The 14,594-nt window shown below is 61.2% G+C and carries 16 protein-coding genes and 1 pseudogene; 8 read left to right on the top strand and 9 right to left on the bottom strand.

All coding sequences use genetic code 11. The annotated features are described in order from the left end of the window. Positions 1-6: 6 nt before the first annotated feature. From RTH46_RS21900 to RTH46_RS21890, 3 genes are all read right to left on the bottom strand, one after another. Positions 7-1,086 (bottom strand): alpha/beta hydrolase family protein, encoded by a 1,080-nt coding sequence (locus RTH46_RS21900; protein WP_316906637.1) that lies wholly within the window; start codon positions 1,084-1,086, stop codon positions 7-9. 109 nt (positions 1,087-1,195) lie between these two features. Then, on the bottom strand, positions 1,196-3,499 hold the full coding sequence (locus RTH46_RS21895; protein WP_316906602.1) for a WD40 repeat domain-containing protein: 2,304 nt from the start codon (positions 3,497-3,499) through the stop codon (positions 1,196-1,198). Positions 3,500-3,765: 266 nt separating this feature from the next. Then, positions 3,766-4,992, bottom strand: a complete 1,227-nt coding sequence (locus RTH46_RS21890) for an MFS transporter (RefSeq protein ID WP_316906601.1) — start codon at positions 4,990-4,992, stop codon at positions 3,766-3,768. A 218-nt stretch (positions 4,993-5,210) separates the two neighbouring features. Here RTH46_RS21890 and RTH46_RS21885 point away from each other — a divergent pair. Next, a pseudogene (locus tag RTH46_RS21885) lies at positions 5,211-5,648 on the top strand (GNAT family N-acetyltransferase); the annotation flags it as partial. Between the two features lie 9 nt (positions 5,649-5,657). After that, entirely contained in the window at positions 5,658-6,137 is a 480-nt protein-coding gene (locus RTH46_RS21880; RefSeq protein WP_316906636.1) for a GNAT family N-acetyltransferase, read from the top strand. A 42-nt stretch (positions 6,138-6,179) separates the two neighbouring features. On the opposite strand, the gene RTH46_RS21875 is transcribed toward RTH46_RS21880, so the two are convergent. From RTH46_RS21875 to RTH46_RS21860, 4 genes are read right to left on the bottom strand one after another with little or no spacing between them, the layout of a single operon-like run. After that, positions 6,180-6,563, bottom strand: coding sequence for a tautomerase family protein (locus RTH46_RS21875; RefSeq protein WP_153789109.1), 384 nt, complete (start codon positions 6,561-6,563; stop codon positions 6,180-6,182). 46 nt (positions 6,564-6,609) lie between these two features. After that, positions 6,610-8,214: a hypothetical protein gene (locus RTH46_RS21870; RefSeq protein ID WP_316906600.1), complete on the bottom strand. Its 1,605-nt coding sequence runs from the start codon at positions 8,212-8,214 to the stop codon at positions 6,610-6,612. Continuing rightward, positions 8,204-8,818, bottom strand: a complete 615-nt coding sequence (locus RTH46_RS21865; protein WP_316906599.1) for a hypothetical protein — start codon at positions 8,816-8,818, stop codon at positions 8,204-8,206. The genes RTH46_RS21870 and RTH46_RS21865 overlap by 11 nt, the downstream gene beginning before the upstream one ends. Beyond that, positions 8,802-9,503 carry a hypothetical protein gene (locus RTH46_RS21860; RefSeq protein WP_316906598.1) on the bottom strand — a complete coding sequence of 234 codons (702 nt, stop codon included), beginning with the start codon at positions 9,501-9,503 and terminating at the stop codon, positions 8,802-8,804. Before RTH46_RS21860 ends, RTH46_RS21865 begins: the two co-directional genes overlap by 17 nt. A gap of 180 nt (positions 9,504-9,683) precedes the next feature. Between RTH46_RS21860 and RTH46_RS21855 the strand changes: the two genes are divergently transcribed. Then, on the top strand, positions 9,684-9,884 hold the full coding sequence (locus RTH46_RS21855; RefSeq protein ID WP_153789105.1) for a DUF1289 domain-containing protein: 201 nt from the start codon (positions 9,684-9,686) through the stop codon (positions 9,882-9,884). A gap of 8 nt (positions 9,885-9,892) precedes the next feature. On the opposite strand, the gene RTH46_RS21850 is transcribed toward RTH46_RS21855, so the two are convergent. Beyond that, a complete protein-coding gene (locus RTH46_RS21850) occupies positions 9,893-10,459 on the bottom strand; it encodes a hypothetical protein (RefSeq protein WP_316906597.1) in 567 nt (188 codons plus the stop codon). Between the two features lie 453 nt (positions 10,460-10,912). Then, positions 10,913-11,359, bottom strand: coding sequence for a MarR family transcriptional regulator (locus RTH46_RS21845; RefSeq protein ID WP_316906596.1), 447 nt, complete (start codon positions 11,357-11,359; stop codon positions 10,913-10,915). Between the two features lie 81 nt (positions 11,360-11,440). On the opposite strand from RTH46_RS21845, the gene RTH46_RS21840 reads away from it, so the two are divergent. The 5 genes from RTH46_RS21840 (at position 11,441) to RTH46_RS21820 (ending at position 14,578) form a co-directional block, all read left to right on the top strand. After that, positions 11,441-12,607 carry a PLP-dependent aminotransferase family protein gene (locus RTH46_RS21840; RefSeq protein ID WP_316906595.1) on the top strand — a complete coding sequence of 389 codons (1,167 nt, stop codon included), beginning with the start codon at positions 11,441-11,443 and terminating at the stop codon, positions 12,605-12,607. A gap of 160 nt (positions 12,608-12,767) precedes the next feature. Then, positions 12,768-13,172, top strand: coding sequence for a hypothetical protein (locus RTH46_RS21835; protein ID WP_153789101.1), 405 nt, complete (start codon positions 12,768-12,770; stop codon positions 13,170-13,172). 16 nt (positions 13,173-13,188) lie between these two features. Next, entirely contained in the window at positions 13,189-13,533 is a 345-nt protein-coding gene (locus RTH46_RS21830; RefSeq protein WP_110995236.1) for a hypothetical protein, read from the top strand. 465 nt (positions 13,534-13,998) lie between these two features. After that, positions 13,999-14,256, top strand: coding sequence for a hypothetical protein (locus RTH46_RS21825; RefSeq protein WP_316906594.1), 258 nt, complete (start codon positions 13,999-14,001; stop codon positions 14,254-14,256). A gap of 34 nt (positions 14,257-14,290) precedes the next feature. Beyond that, positions 14,291-14,578 (top strand): DUF3077 domain-containing protein, encoded by a 288-nt coding sequence (locus RTH46_RS21820; protein WP_153789099.1) that lies wholly within the window; start codon positions 14,291-14,293, stop codon positions 14,576-14,578. The last annotated feature ends 16 nt before the right edge of the window (positions 14,579-14,594 follow it).

Genomic DNA, 14,594 nt, shown 5'->3' with positions numbered 1-14,594 from the left:
GGCAGCTCAGATTCCTGTGGGGGCGCGAATCACCAAGCTGTCTTGCTTGTAGCCAGGTGATTGCTCCAGAAACGCTGCGATCAGCGATGAAACCTGCTGCTGTATGACATCCCGCGCACGGCCGTTCTCGCCATCGAGGCAAATAATGCCATCACCCGGTACTTCGGCCTCGAGCACTGTCTGCGCGCCCGGCTTGCATATCGACATGAAGGAGAAATGGCTGGCGTCGCTGATCTCGACGTAACGACTGGACGCTGCAGGCAGGCGTTTGGCCAGGTTGGCCGACTCCAGTTCTGCGGGCAGTTCGCGCGACGGCACGCCCGCTGCGATTACCAGGGCGGGTACCGGCAGGGCGGCCAGGCTTTGACCGGTCAGCCCCCGCGAAAGGCCCAGGTCCAGAGCGACTACCGCCGTGACGCGTTCGTCGCGCCAATCGGCGCCCAGCGCAGCCTTGCCCTCTGTGGTACTTGCGGGTTTCATCTGTGCGTAAACGGTGCAACTGGCTAACTCTGGATGGGCGTTGCAGTCTTGTTCGAAGCGCTCTGGATCGAAGCGCGCCCCGGCGATTTCCAGGGCGGTCCAGCCGCCGAGCGAGTGGCCCACGGCTGCAATTCGGCCATCGGCGAGCGCACCGAATTTTTCAGGTTGAGCGACGACCGCATCGATGGCCCGACCCAGATCAACGGGGCGCTGCCATAACTGCGCCGCTGCTTGCGGGCTGCGGTCATGGGTCGTGGTGCCAGGGTGGTTGACTGCGGCGACGATGTAGCCTTTGTGGGCCAGCGCACTGGCCAGCCAGACCTGATTGCGCCAGTTGCCCTGGTAACCATGGGATAGCACCACCAACGGATGTTTACCGGCGGCAGGCGCCGCGTCACGAACCGCCGAAGCACCGACGAACACCGCATTGTCGCCAATCAGTTGTGTGTCGGTGATGGCTTTACTCGGATACCAGACCACCATCTCCAGTGCACGGTCATTGTGCGGATCCGTCAGCGTGGAGGCGCGGAAGCCGACGGAGTTGCCGTCGGCCCATACGGTGGTTGTCATGCAGGCCAGCAACAGTGCGGAGAATGTTGTTTTCAATGTCGTCTCTTCCTTGATTGGACGGATGTGTGGCACTTGGGCCCGGGGTGGGGCGCTTTCACCTTCCATGGGCGCCCGGGGCATTAAAGCCCACAATCCTCGCATCGATCTAGGGTGCAGTGACTGTTTCTGCGAGTACTTCGTTCAACAAACCTGGAATCCAGCTGATGTCGCGGCATGCCTGGGGGCTCAGACGGTTTGCGGCATTCTCCCTACTGTAAAGGCGCACCGCGTTATTGGTTTCAATAGAGGAGGTGTCGAAGCGACCTTTGTCGTCGATCACCGTCCATGTTCCGTTTTTCTCGAAGATCAACCGAGCCGCGGGCGCAGCTTGCCCGATTTTCCAGATGTTCACTGCCCCTGAACTGGACAGCCCGGCGAAGAAGTTATCGTTGAGCGCAGTGATGGTTCCGACTGCGCCGTCCGCCTTGTAATCGATGAGGGTGTGGGCTGGCAGAGCCTCTTTTGCGGCGTGAGGCGTTGCCAGTGAAATAATGTGCACCGTCGCGCCATTGGCATAAATGAGCGACTGCCCGTCGGCGGAAAAGTCGAAGCCATCGCCCAGTGCCCTTTCACGTGTGATTGTTTTTATCAGTGTGTCGTTACGCCAGTCCCTGACTTCAATGTTCGGGTCGCGGGTGAAGGCGATCCACGCATGAGTCGGGGAGAACTTAATCATGGTCGTGACGTCGGGAATGACTGTCTTGAAGGTGCCTTGTCCGGTGTGGGCATCGAAGACCTGCAGGTCAGGTGGCTGGAATCGAGCAATGGATTGTTGATCAGCGCTGATTGCCATGGCCGAAACAGCGCCCTGAAATGACAGCGTCTTCTTGGCGGCACCTGTGAAATCCACCTGGTACAGCGTGGTGTTGGTGGAAAGCAGAACGCTGTTCAGTTCGGACGCGGTTGCATTTTCCCCGATACTGTCGGACCAGGCCTCCACGGCCGTTTTGATTCGCTCAAGATCCTCTTGCGTGACAGACGCCATCAGCAATCCCGAGCTTTCGCCCAAGGCCGCGACTGACAGGCCTTTGCTGTTCGCGGGTAGACGCACTGGTTCATCCGTGCCGTTCTGGTTCCCGATTGACCAGTTCCCGTCAGACCGTTCGTAAATACGCATGGTGGTTTCGGGTGCCATCCACGCCGCATGGGTCGCAACCACGTCGACTGGCTTGCTGAACGGGGTGATCTTGCGGTCTTTGATGCTGAGTGAGTAGTCGAATTTCTGGCCACTCAGGAAGAGCCGGCCCGGTGGCTGGGGAACCAGCGAGGGAATCTGCAGGCGGCCCTGGATGCGCTGTGCAACGGCGCCGTCTTTCCCTACCGAGGCGATCTCGAGCCCCTCATTCCCCGACATCCGCAGCAGTCGAGGGCTTCCATCTTCTCCAAGGGCAAGGATTTCTTTCGATTGTGTTTCATTGATGACTTTGCCGGACTGAACATCAACGACAAACGAACGCAATTCACCCAATTCCGAAATCACGAGGAATCGCCCTTGCTCACTGAACGTGAAGCGTGGGAATGAAAAGGGGGCAAGTTTTACGCGATGGGTTTCTTCACCGCTGCGTGCATTGACGATGTGAAGGTAGCCCGTTTCATCCATCCATGCGCCGACACTGCCTGACCGGTCCAGGATCACGGAATCCTGCGGCGTGACATTCAATTCGGTGCGCCACAACACTGCATTGTCTTGTGCGCTCACCATGAGCAGGGCGTAGTTCGTGGTGGATACTTCATTGCCGCTCAGTACGTCCTCCACGCCTGGAGGCTGCTCAGCAATCATGGTTTTTGTCAGGACCAGTGCCTGATTGTACAGTGTGGCTGACGCTATCAGTGTTGTCCCGGACAGGGTTTCAAATCTACCGGTGGGCTCCAGGTTGTTCGAAAACCATTCTATCGTGCCGCGCGGAACGGCAAACTGAGTCAGCGCAGCGCCGCCATTGATGGGGCAATCGAAGCCCAGTATCGGAGACAGTCCGGCTGCGCCAGGTTTGGCCACAACCTCGCCCGTATCCGGATTGAGCAGCCGCAGTGTGCCTGAGTCGCTGCCCGCCACGAGAAGCCGGCTTTTATCGATGAAACACAATTGCTGCAGGCGCTCCTGCGGGAACGACCAGCGCCGAATAGCGTCACCTGTGGCCAGGTCTCTGACGGTGATATCCATGACCGCGCCATAACCGTCGTCAGCGTCGGTGGCCAGCAGGGTGCTGTCTGTTGAAATGGCAAGGTGCCCGCCCAAGGTGCCGGGCTCTTCTACCAGCAACGGGTTTTTGCATGCTGATTCTTGTGCCGCAACGTCGAGCGCGAGGCATGCGCCACAGGCGATAAACAAAGCGATGTGCAGCAATGGCCGGCGGCGAGGAAACAGCGGGGTAAGCCAATAGTCTTTCCACCACGCAAGCCAGATATTCATGACCCTCTCCAACCCTGCTGCTCGTTTCAGCATGGCGTTGCGATCTGCGCTCAAGCGCTCGACGTAGTCAGGTCACGGACTGAATTGTCTTCCTTGTCGGAAGGAGATTACAGAGCGCCATTAACTTAAGAGGTTAGGTGAGCGGATCAGAGGGTCAACTGATTCAATTGAAATAACACGGCTTGAATCGAGTGCGTTCAGATGAGTCGAGAGTAGCCCCGTACAGATGACCGGACGAGGCTACGCGTCTGTTAGCGTTAATACGGTCAGCCGGGCTGTGCCGCCAGGCTGTTGCTGACATTGCGCCCCAGCACCAGCACCGTGACGAACCCGCACCCCACCAACGCCGTGGCCAGGCTCAACAGCACCGAGCTGCCCAGCTGGTCGACGATACGCCCGCCAAAGAACGAGCCCAGCGCAATGATCACCTGGAACATGGCAACGAACAGCGGCATGCCGCGTTCGACATCCTTGGGCGCCACCACGAACATCCAGATGCTGGCGCAGGCCGGGAAGGCGCCGAAGGCAAAGCCCCAGAGCGCGATCAGCATCGCAGCGCCGGTCATGCCGGTGGCGAAGTAGGGGAACAGCGCGGTGCTCACGGCAATCATCAGTGCCACCAGCATCAGCGTGTGGCGCACGCTGCGGTTGGCGGCGAAACCGGCGAACAGGTTGCCTACTACCCCGGCCACGCCATAGAGCAGTAGCAACGAGCCAATGGTTGGCCCATCGAAGCCGGCACTCTGTTTGAAGAACGGCGCTACATAGGTGTAAGCAGCAAAGTGCGCCAGGCCAATCAGCAATACGGCGATCAAGCCCACCCGTGCCTGTGGGTTGATGAACAAGGCCGGCAGGTCGCTGACGCGGATGGCCCTGTCCGGGTTGAGCCGCGGCAGCAGGAAGATCTGCGCCAGCAGCACCGGCACGCCCACCAGCGCGGTGGCCAGGAAGGTCATGCGCCAGCCCATCAGGCCGCTCAGCCAGGTGCCGGCGGGCACGCCCAGCACGGTGGCCAGGGTCACGCCGACCATGATGATCGAGGTGGCCTGGGCCACGCCCACGCCCTTGGGCGCAAGGCGGCCGCTGAGGGCAATGGCGGTGGCCCAGAAGCCACCGATGCTGATACCCAGCAGCACACGGCCGAACAGCAGCAGGCTGAAGTCGCTGGCGTAGGCCACGACGGCGTTGGCGATGATCATGACCAGGGTCAGGCCGATCAGCAGGTAGCGGCGGTCCAGGGCGCCAATGCCCACCGACAGCAAGGGGGCGGCGAGGGCGGCCATGATGCCCGGCAGGGTCACCATCAGGCCGGCCTGGCCGGCGCTGATGCCCAGGTCGCTGGCAACGTCGTTGAGTACGCCCACCGGGAGAAACTCGCTGGTCACCAGGGCGAAAGCGCCCACGGCGACCGAGAGAATCGCCAGCCACTGCTGGCTGACGCTCTGTTGATCATGTTCGGGAAGGCCCTGAGGGGCCTGGCTGGGGCTTGGCATGGTGCTGGGTTCCAAGGGGGAAGGTCGCCTGAAGGCAGGCGCGGGGAGCGGGAGGCAATTGGGAGGCGATTATAAGAGTCGGTTTTGCCAAGCCGACAGACGGGGCCTTCGATAGTAATCATCAGTGCAATCGATAAGACCCGCCGGGACGCCGTACGCGACTGCGCAGTGAGTTGCTATGCTGCCGGCTTCATCGGCAACGACAAGGACGTTTGAAGATGACCGCAACCCTGCGTCAGGCTTCGCCCGCTGATATCGAGCTGCTGTTCGATATCCGCACCAGCGTGAAACAGAACCACCTCTCCCGTGAACAACTGCATGCCATGGGCATTACGGCGGTCGCGCTCGCTGATGCCATCGGCAGTGGCCCCTGCGCCTGGATTGCCGAATGGCATCAGGAGCCTGCCGGGTTTGTCATGGTGGATCACGACGAAGGGGAAGTGTTCGCCCTGTTCGTACGCCCGCAGCATGAAGGCAAAGGTTTGGGGCGCTTGCTGTTGCAGCGGGCAGAACAAGCGCTGTTCCAGCGTCACGAGCAGATCCACCTGACCACCGACGGCAATGAAGTCATTCGAGCGAATGGCTTTTACCAGCGATTGGGGTGGACTTGCATCGAGGCGGTCGATGACCGGGATGTGCGCTATGAGAAGCGTCGCGTAGAGGGCATGGATATTCGCCTGACGACGACGCAGGATTGGCAGCGCTTGAAGCAGGTGCGGCTTGCCGCGCTTCTGGACAGCCCCACAGCCTTTGGCGTGAGTTACCAGGCCGCCGTCCGCTACAGCGATGAGCAATGGCAGCAACGTGCCTCATCGACGGGCACGGCGTTCTGGTTGGCTGTGCTTGGCGAGAGGCCGCTGGGGATGGTCGGGGCTGCGGTCAGTGACGCAGGGCGCTTCAACCTGATTGGCATGTGGATCGACCCTGCGGCCCGGGGCAGCGGCGCTGCGGCCCGCCTGGTCGAGGCGGTCAAGGCTCGGGCGCTGGAGCGTGGTCATGACCGTGTCTTCCTTGATGTCGCGCCGGAGAATGCCCGGGCGGTGGGGTTCTATTCGAGGCAGGGCTTTGTCTTCCTCGACGAATGGGAAGCGCTGGAGAGTCATCCGCAGATCAAGGTGCAGACAATGGTTTGGGTTGCAGGGTGATGATGCAGGGCTCTGCCTCGGTGAGCGCAAAGCCCGACTTGCTCATATGGCGTATTGCGCGACCCCGTGGCCGAACGACCAGTTCTCCTTGCGCACCTCGACCAGGTTGATGAACACATCCTCCATGCGCACCCCCGCCTGCTGGTTGAGCCCTTCGGCGATGGCCAGGTACAACGCCTGCTTCTGCTCGACGGTGCGCCCTTCGCTGAGGGTGATCTGGATGAACACCTGGCCGTCCGAGCGCTGGATGCCCAGGTACTGCGGGTCGTTCACCAGGCGGTCATGGTCATGCTCGGTCAGGATCTGGAAGTTGTCATGCTCGGGGACGTTGATGGTGCGCTTCATGCTGGCATAGACGACCTCACCGATTTTGCGCACATGGTTGCGGTCGGGGTGCTTTTTGATATCGATACGGACCAGAGGCATGACGGGCTCCTTGCGAAGGATCATGGGAGAGGCAAAACCAGCAGCCTCAGTCGGTGGGGGAAATGAACCAGGAGACGCTGTATTCGAGAGGGGCGTTCGCTGTTTTGTCTTTTTTTCTCGCGTCGAGCGACAAGTTCGCTCTGCTGTAACCGGTCAGGTTTTCGAACGTCAAGCTGCGTTCGGGGTCATCAGGCTTTTCGTCAGAGGTGATTTCGACGCCATCGGCGTCACACAGTTTCTTGAAAGCTCCGGCAGTGGCCTCGTACACCTTGATCGCCTCTTGAAGGCTATCGCCCGAGTAGAGCGTGATGATCGCGAATGGGTTGGATACCTGCTGGTGCAGGGTGACATCCGCAGCTCCGGGCACGGCGATCTTCGAATGGAACGTGTCGTCGCTGATCCCCGGAAATACGGGGTCCGCCACGATATCCGCGAAGTTTTTCTTCGCGGCCATGCCGATTCGCACCAATGCCGAAGCCATCTGTTCGGGCGCACTCGAACCTAGATTTTTCCAGTTGTTATTGCAGTTTGGCGTGGCCACTTTGTTACCAAGGTAGGTGGCGGATACCAGTGCATGCTTGTCGAGAGGATAGTCCCAGGTAAAGCCTGATCGCTGATCCGGGTCGTAGGAGGCAAACGTATAGGTCCCTGAAAGGACACCTTTCGAACGGGGTGGAATCTCTACCGAACTGTAAGCGGCGTCCGATATGACGTAGTCCTCATAACGATCGTCGGCGCCTTTTGGGTAGCTGCCGGAAAGCACGATCAAGTTGATGGCCACGGTGTACGGTGCCGTATTGGTAATGGTGTAGTTGTACTTCTTGTGGATGCGATAGTTCTCATCGGTCTCTATGGTGTCATCGTTAACGTCCATCCTGGTGTTCATCGCAATTGCGTTGACCGCCGTCTGTGTCGTACGGGTGATCGCGTTGCAAAGTGTCATGCTCCAGGCCCGTTCATCACTGATATCGTTCGGACCCAGCAGATTCTGTATGGCAGCGCGTGCCTGTTCGGCCCGTTCGCCTTGTTGATTGGTAGCAGTCATCCAGGTGTGCATGGCACGTATCAGGCCGAACTGCACGGCCAGTGCCCGTTCGCGCTTGTCGAGGTGCCCGGACAAGGTCTTCGAGGCAACATCCTGCTGTTCGGCATGGGCGCCAAGCTGTTTGAACTGACGCGCCGTCGCCAGCAGCTCTTTCCCTCCCGCGCCGGTCTTGTCAGACAGCGAGATCCCCATGATCTGGGTTTCAAGCGTCGCCGTGGCCGCCAGCATGTCTGCCTGGCATTCAAAGGCCTTGCGGGACGGGTCGGCAGGGGAAACGTCGGGGATGTCGTGGCTTTGCGCGACATGAACCAGTTCGTGGAGCATCACGAAGCGCAGTGCGGATTGGACCTGATTCTCTGGCAGGTCGCGGGTGAAGTGTGCAAGGAAGTCCTTGCCGACCAGGATGTTGCCATCGACCCCCGTGGCTATCTGGTTGCCCTCGACCTTTTGCAGTGAGGTCGCCGGGATGTGCCAGCGCTGCTCGGCCAGCTGTTTCATTTCGTCGAAGACAGCGTCGATGGTCTCGCTGCGTGCGCTTGTCGATACCGCCAGGGCGCAGAGCAGGCACATGCACTGGACGAGCGCGAATGTTCTTTCAAGGCGCATGACTCAACCTCTCGCCAGGGCGTGCTGGCGCGGCCAGGCCATAGGCAATGGAGATGACGGTGCAGGCCAGGGAGCACCAGATGACCAGGAATATGACGACCAGGGAAGCAAAGCGGGCGAGCAGCGCAGTGGGGGCGTACATGCGCTCGGTGACCCCGGCATAATCGGCCAGCAGCTCGGAGCATGTGGGCGTCTGCGACGCGTCGAAAGTTGCCAGGTAGTTCAACAAGTCTGCTGTCGGTGTCAGGCCGATCACCAGGCGCACTTCCTGGGTGTATTGGCAGGTCCAGAGTGAGCGCAGGATCATGAACGAGAAGAAAGCCAGCAGGAACAGCCCGCCACTGACAAGGGCCAGGCGAGTCCAGAACGGTCTGGTTTTGCGCTCGCTCGCCCGGTAGGCGAAGAGGGTGATGAACCCGGTGATCAGGGCGACCAGTACATTGGCGCAGGCCAGCACCGTGCTGTCGAGGTCCGAGACGGATGAGAGCTTGATGGCGAAGCTGAAGTTCGCGCAGAAGGTAATGGCAATCCAGGTCGACACGGCCAGGATCGGTTTCCACAGCGCTTTTACATCCGGCGGCGAGGGGTCAGAAGTTGGAGACATCTATTCTCACCTCCTCGGTGGGCTTGGACGACAGACCGATCAGAAGGTCTCGGCTAAGCAGGAGTGTTTTCCCCTTGTACAGCTGCAGCCGATAGCGCCCGGGCGGCATGGGCAGTGACGCCTGGTTGGTATCCGAGGCAAAAGGGAAGCGTGCATGGCTTTTCTGCGTGGCGTCGCGAAAGGGGTTGCAGGTCACCGTGTACCCCGGTTCATCTTTGTTGCCGCGATAGGTGACGACGCTGACCGTTACCAGCATGGGCCTGTCGAAAGGGGAGAAGCCGGAGGTACTGAACAGGAACTGGCGTTTCAGTTCGGCGTCCTGCCGGACTGCGCTCATGACTTCAATGGCTTCTTTGGGGTTGTGGGTGCCAAGCGCACGGGAAAGTTGCTCGCGATAGGCCTCTATCGATGCATTGAATGCTGTGGGAAGGGGGGCGTCACGTCCATTGAACTCTTTGACGATCGCGTCAAAGGCGCTTGAGGTCTTGTCGATCTCGGCCTGCAGCGCTTCGTTGTCCGCACTGTTCTGGTCTGACAATTGAGCCAGCAAGGGATATAGCGAAGCGAACGCTTCTGTGCCGAAACTGGAAGCGTGGCCATAAGGGATGCAGAGAAATACATAGAGCACCGTCATGGCAAACGAACGGACGATGCCGCTTCGTTTTGGTGTGTATCCTTTAGGCACTTTCACTCCTCCACTGGTCAGGGAGCAGTCATGCGTCTTCTCAGCGTAGGCGAGCCGGTCTTGCCGTCAACTGGCCCCGGGGGCTCTCCGTTGCACGCAACAGGCTGTCGGCCTGGGGCTGGGCAGGTGGCAGGCCGGCGCATCTGGCGTATCATCCGCGCCCGCAACCGGAGCAGCCCCATGGCCAAAGACATCGACAACCCCTGCGTCTCGCTGTGCCAGCTCAACAGCGAGCTGTGCGTGAGCTGCGGCCGCACCCGCGAAGAAATCCGCAAATGGCGCGGCATGAAGCGCCCGGAAAAGATGGCGACGGTGCAGCGCGCCGCCACCCGGATGAAGGCCATCGTCAAGAAGAACGCCAAACGCCAGGCGAACGACTAGCGCCGCGTTCAGAAGCTTTCCAGGCCAGCCTCGATGCCGGCCTGCTGCGCCAGTTCGATCATGCTGTCGACCTGGTCGGCTGCAACGATGCAGCCCACGTATTCGTCGCCGCCGGTGTCCAGTTGCAGGAAGCGTTTGCCCTGGCCCGCCAGCCAATGGTCAAAGCCGCTCAGCACCTGGGCCATGGTCTGGGTGCCGTTATGTTCATAGGCATAGCTCTCGGTCACGCCGCTGGCCTTCACCAGGTAGGGGGCCAGATACTCGAAACTGTCGAAGCCGTTCCAGTCCACGGCCAGCAGCGCCCGCTGTTCAACCGGCAAGACCTTGTCCGGGGCCAGCAAGGCCAGGCTCAACGCGCTGGTCGGCTCCTCGCCCTGGCCATAGATGCGCAGCACCCGCCTGACCAGCCGGGCGCGCTCCTGCTCGGGCAGGTGCGCCAGCAGGGCTTGGGAGAAGGCCTTGAGGCCTGGGCGGTAGGGGTGCAGCTCGCGCATGATCGCGGCGTCGCTGAGCGTCGGCTCATCCGGTGGCGGCTGGGTGAAACGGCCGCCGAACAAACGGTCGAAAAGTCCCATTCTGTGTCCTGAGTTCTGCGTGACGGGCTCAAGAGAGCATAGCCACTGCCATGCACCAAGGCAGGCGCCGGTACTTCCACCGGAATAATTGGCCCGAAACAAACTGTGGGAGCTGGCTTGCCAGCGATGCGCCGCGCGGGCGGCGCTCGATCTTGAGGGCGCTGCAGAGCTATCGTCATACACCTAGTGGCCTACATGAGATTTCAAGACAGGCCCTTGGGCGTCACACCGCTGGCCCTGGGTAATCAGGATTGGGTGAAGGCCACCAGGTGTCCGCCGGTGTTTTTGTAGCGCCTATGAGATCGAGCGCCGCCCGCGCGGCGCATCGCTGGCAAGCCAGCTCCCACATCTGTTTCGGGCCAGTTATTCCTGATGTTTCATCGATATACGCTTTGTTGGCATGGCGCGGTATCGCGGTGGGCATTGTGAAGTCGCGGCCATGTCTCAAATGTCTCAATCAGTTGAAGGCGGATTCCCGGCCAGTGCCTGGTTGACCGCCATCCAGCCATTGACTGCCGCTTCGCCGGCTTCGGCAAACACCCGCTCCAGCAGCTTCACCTGCTCGCGGCGCAGGGCCTGTTCCAGGCGCGCGCCTTCTTCGGTCAACTGGAGCAGGCGCATGCGCTTGTCGGCCTCGGACGGCAGGCTGTCCACCAAACGCATTTCCATCAACTGGCGCAGCGGCATGTTCAAGGCCTGCTTGCTGACCCCGAGCACGGCCAGCAGTTCCTTGACGCTCAGGTTCGGGTAACGGGCGATGAAAAACACGATCCGCTGGTGCACCCGGCCCAGGCCCCGGCGTTCGAGCATTTCGTCAGCCTTGGCGGTGAACGCCTGGTAGCCGAAGAAGAACGCCTCCATGGCCTGTTGCTGGGAGGCTGGGTTTTTAAGGTCAAGCATATTGACTTATCCGTGAGGGTCGTCGTAATTTCGGTCAAGCAGTTTGACTTATTTACCCCACGCCCCGCTACCGGTGATCCCATGGCCTTTTCTGAACGTGTCACGCGCCTCAAGAGTTCCCTGATCCGTGAAATCCTCGCCGCGGCCCAGCGCCCGGAGGTGATGTCGTTCGCCGGCGGCCTGCCGGCCGAGGCCATGCTGCCCAAAGTGATGTGGGATGAAATGCCGGTCACCATGGGCCAGTACGGCATGAGCGAGGGCGAGCCGGCCCTTCGCGAAGCCTTGGCAGCCGAGGCGCGGGCGTTGGGCATCGACTGCCAGGCCAGCCAGGTGCTGGTGGTCAGCGGCTCACAGCAGGCGCTGGACCTGGCGGCCAAGCTGTACCTCGACAAGGGCACCGAAGTGCTGCTGGAGGCCCCGACCTACCTGGCCGCGCTGCAGATCTTCCAGCTGTTCGGCGCCGATTGCCTGGCCGTGCCGATGGAAGCCGACGGGCCAGACCTGGCCGCCTTGCGTCAGCGCCTGCAACAGCATCGCCCGGCGTTCATCTACCTGATCCCGACCTTCCAGAACCCGTCCGGCCTGCGCTACAGCGAGGCCAAGCGCGACGCCGTGGCGGCATTGCTGGACGAGTTCGGCGTCACCCTGATCGAAGACGAGCCTTACCGCGAGCTGAGCTTCGACGGTGCCAGCGCCACACCCATCGTCAGCCGCCTGCGCAAGGCCAGCTGGATCTACACCGGCACCGTGTCGAAAACCTTGTTGCCGGGGTTGCGGGTCGGCTACTTGATCGCCAGCCCGGACCTGTTCCCGTACCTGCTGCGACTCAAGCAGGCCGCCGACCTGCACACCAACCGCGTCGGCCAGTGGCAGGTGCTGCAGTGGTTGGGCAGCGAGCAGCATCAGCAGCACCTGGCGACTCTGCGTGACTATTACCGCGAGCGTCGCGATGCGTTCCAGGCCTCGCTGCAAACGCACTTCGCCGACCTTGCCGACTGGCAGCAGCCCGAGGGCGGGCTGTTCTTCTGGCTGACCCTCAAGCAGCCGTTGGACACCCGTACTTTGCTCCAGGCCGCATTGGCGGTGGATGTGGCGTTCATGCCGGGCGAGCCGTTCTTCCCCGAGCCGGACCGGCATCATGGGCATTTGCGGCTGAACTTCAGCCATGTGGCGCCGGGGCAGTTGGAGGAAGGGTTGCGGCGCTTGGCGCAGGTGGTGCGGGAGGGGCAGCGGGCGAGGGCGGCGTGAATCTTCGCCGACGCTATCGCGGGGCAAGCCCGCTCCCACAGGACCGTGTGCGTCAACGTGGGAGCGGGCTTGCCCCGCGATAGGACCTTGTACTTGCCATCAGGCATTTCTCAACCATCCTTCTTCCTGGCGACCCCTCGCTCCCCAAGGAGAACCAAGGATGTTCAAGCATCGCTTCGTCCCCGCCATGCTGCTGGGCGCATTGGCCCTGGCCCTCACGGCCTGCAGCAGCATCGACGCCCGCACCACCGAATACGTCGGCGCACCGCACCCGGCACCGACCCTGCCCGGTAGCGTGGAGATCCTGCGCAGCGAGCCGACCCGGCCCCATGTGCGCTTGGGAGAGATCGTCATTGATGCCGGTACCGATGCGTCGGCCTCGGTCAGCCAAATCGAGCAGAAGCTGCGTAGCGAGGCGGCAGGCATTGGCGGCGATGCCGTGGTGGTGGTGTACGACCGCATCCAGCCGGTGGCCGCCTATGTCAGCGGGCCGCTGTGGGACCGCGATATCCGCTCCATCGAGGGACGCAAGTTGAAGGGCATCGTTATTCGCTATAACCGCTGAATCGGGAGCGCGGGCCATGCGCAGGCTGTGGCGAAAGTACCTCGAACTGCTTGAGGCCGACCTGAGCACAAAGGTCTTCGACAACTTCAAGAATTTGCTGGTGTGCGCGCTATTGTTTGCGGCGGGGACCGAGGCTATTCATGGCAATCAGCAGGTTCTGCTGGGGCTGTGGGTGTCGAGCTTTACCGGATGGGGGCTGATCCTGGTCTCGGCGTTGCTGTTGCTGCTCAATGTCAGCGATACCTTGCATCGATTGGCCAAGTTGCCTTATCACACGGTATTGCAGGTGATTTTGTGCGTGCTTTATCTGGTGCTGGCTTCGCGGGTGGTTGAGATTGTGTGGAGTTTTCGGGCGGAGTAGGTCTTGAGTCTGGCGCAGCGTCATCAGCGCGCATCTCTAAATCGAGGTGAGCCAACAAGGCGGGCCAGTCTCTCCTGTGCCATTACCTGGTCCGCCTTGTTGGTACGACGCGGAATCTCGGTGCGCGCTGAAGGCCTCTTTCCTACAAGAATGAATCGGATTATCCCTATTCCACGTAGTCCCCTTCCGAAGCATGCTTTCCCGGCTTTTGCGCCATCAAACTGAGGTCTAGTCTCGGCACGCCGCTGCAAATTCAGCGGCCGGGTCTGCAAGCCCGTTGCTTGGTCGGTCTCAGTCCACCCCACGAAGCCATCGGCTTCGTTCTATGGTGGCTGCGTGCGGGTGGTCTTCGGGCCAGCCGGGAATTGACCTCCAAGCCCGGTCTTGCAGGCCCGTACGTAGCCGCCTCCCTATCATCTGCAAGTGATCTGGCAGCGGTCCCACTCGTTATGTGCGGAGGTTGTCATGCTCAAAATCGTCCCCGACCCACCCCATCCCCCCGATATCCCCCAATACCTCGAAGACACCCTGGTCGAAGCCATGGAGCACGCCCTGTGTGGCTTGGCCGTGGCCCATCAATCCCTCACCTTCCTGCCCCGATCACCGGCCACGATCATGCTGATGACCGTGACGCACGAACTCGACGCCCTGCGCACCCTGGTGGAATGCGCGCTGGCCCAGTTGCAGCGCAGGGCACAGCCCAGCGAGCACACGCTGCACTGAGCGCCTGCATGCAAACCCCAAGCGAGGATGTCACATGAAAAACGACTTACCCGAAGGCATCGGCAAACTCGGCTACACCGTCGGCGCGGCCACCTGCATCGCGGGCGTGGGCGAGGGCACGCGGCTGTTTCGCGTAGAGCCCGGTAACTGCGCCGACCACGCCCTGGAGCAGGCCAGCGAACTGCTGGACAGCGCCCGCCGGGCGTCATTCATCGGTGTGATGGAAAACGACCCGGTGCTGGTCTGGGCCGGGTATTTTCTCGGCGACCTGGCCAAGGCCCTGATGGATGACGCACACATGGGCATGCGCAAAACCCCATGAGCGCACGGCCGGGCGG

The sequence above is a fragment of the Pseudomonas sp. zfem004 genome (assembly GCF_032621715.1).
In the GTDB taxonomy this organism is placed as follows: Bacteria; Pseudomonadota; Gammaproteobacteria; order Pseudomonadales; family Pseudomonadaceae; genus Aquipseudomonas; species Aquipseudomonas sichuanensis.
Note: the sequence above shows the minus strand (reverse complement) of the source record. Positions and strands in the feature narration are given on the sequence as shown.

What these genes read in the sequence shown, in the direction of transcription:
- RTH46_RS21880 (WP_316906636.1), top strand. Translation starts at nt 5,658, where the DNA reads ATGGATATTCGCCTGACGACGACGCAGGATTGGCAGCGCTTGAAGCAG.
- RTH46_RS21870 (WP_316906600.1), bottom strand. Translation starts at nt 8,214, where the DNA reads ATGCGCCTTGAAAGAACATTCGCGCTCGTCCAGTGCATGTGCCTGCTC.
- RTH46_RS21830 (WP_110995236.1), top strand. Translation starts at nt 13,189, where the DNA reads ATGCGCAGGCTGTGGCGAAAGTACCTCGAACTGCTTGAGGCCGACCTG.
- RTH46_RS21820 (WP_153789099.1), top strand. Translation starts at nt 14,291, where the DNA reads ATGAAAAACGACTTACCCGAAGGCATCGGCAAACTCGGCTACACCGTC.
- RTH46_RS21875 (WP_153789109.1), bottom strand. Translation starts at nt 6,563, where the DNA reads ATGCCTCTGGTCCGTATCGATATCAAAAAGCACCCCGACCGCAACCAT.
- RTH46_RS21890 (WP_316906601.1), bottom strand. Translation starts at nt 4,992, where the DNA reads ATGCCAAGCCCCAGCCAGGCCCCTCAGGGCCTTCCCGAACATGATCAA.
- RTH46_RS21825 (WP_316906594.1), top strand. Translation starts at nt 13,999, where the DNA reads ATGCTCAAAATCGTCCCCGACCCACCCCATCCCCCCGATATCCCCCAA.
- RTH46_RS21850 (WP_316906597.1), bottom strand. Translation starts at nt 10,459, where the DNA reads ATGGGACTTTTCGACCGTTTGTTCGGCGGCCGTTTCACCCAGCCGCCA.
- RTH46_RS21855 (WP_153789105.1), top strand. Translation starts at nt 9,684, where the DNA reads ATGGCCAAAGACATCGACAACCCCTGCGTCTCGCTGTGCCAGCTCAAC.
- RTH46_RS21895 (WP_316906602.1), bottom strand. Translation starts at nt 3,499, where the DNA reads ATGAATATCTGGCTTGCGTGGTGGAAAGACTATTGGCTTACCCCGCTG.
- RTH46_RS21845 (WP_316906596.1), bottom strand. Translation starts at nt 11,359, where the DNA reads ATGCTTGACCTTAAAAACCCAGCCTCCCAGCAACAGGCCATGGAGGCG.
- RTH46_RS21865 (WP_316906599.1), bottom strand. Translation starts at nt 8,818, where the DNA reads ATGTCTCCAACTTCTGACCCCTCGCCGCCGGATGTAAAAGCGCTGTGG.
- RTH46_RS21840 (WP_316906595.1), top strand. Translation starts at nt 11,441, where the DNA reads ATGGCCTTTTCTGAACGTGTCACGCGCCTCAAGAGTTCCCTGATCCGT.
- RTH46_RS21835 (WP_153789101.1), top strand. Translation starts at nt 12,768, where the DNA reads ATGTTCAAGCATCGCTTCGTCCCCGCCATGCTGCTGGGCGCATTGGCC.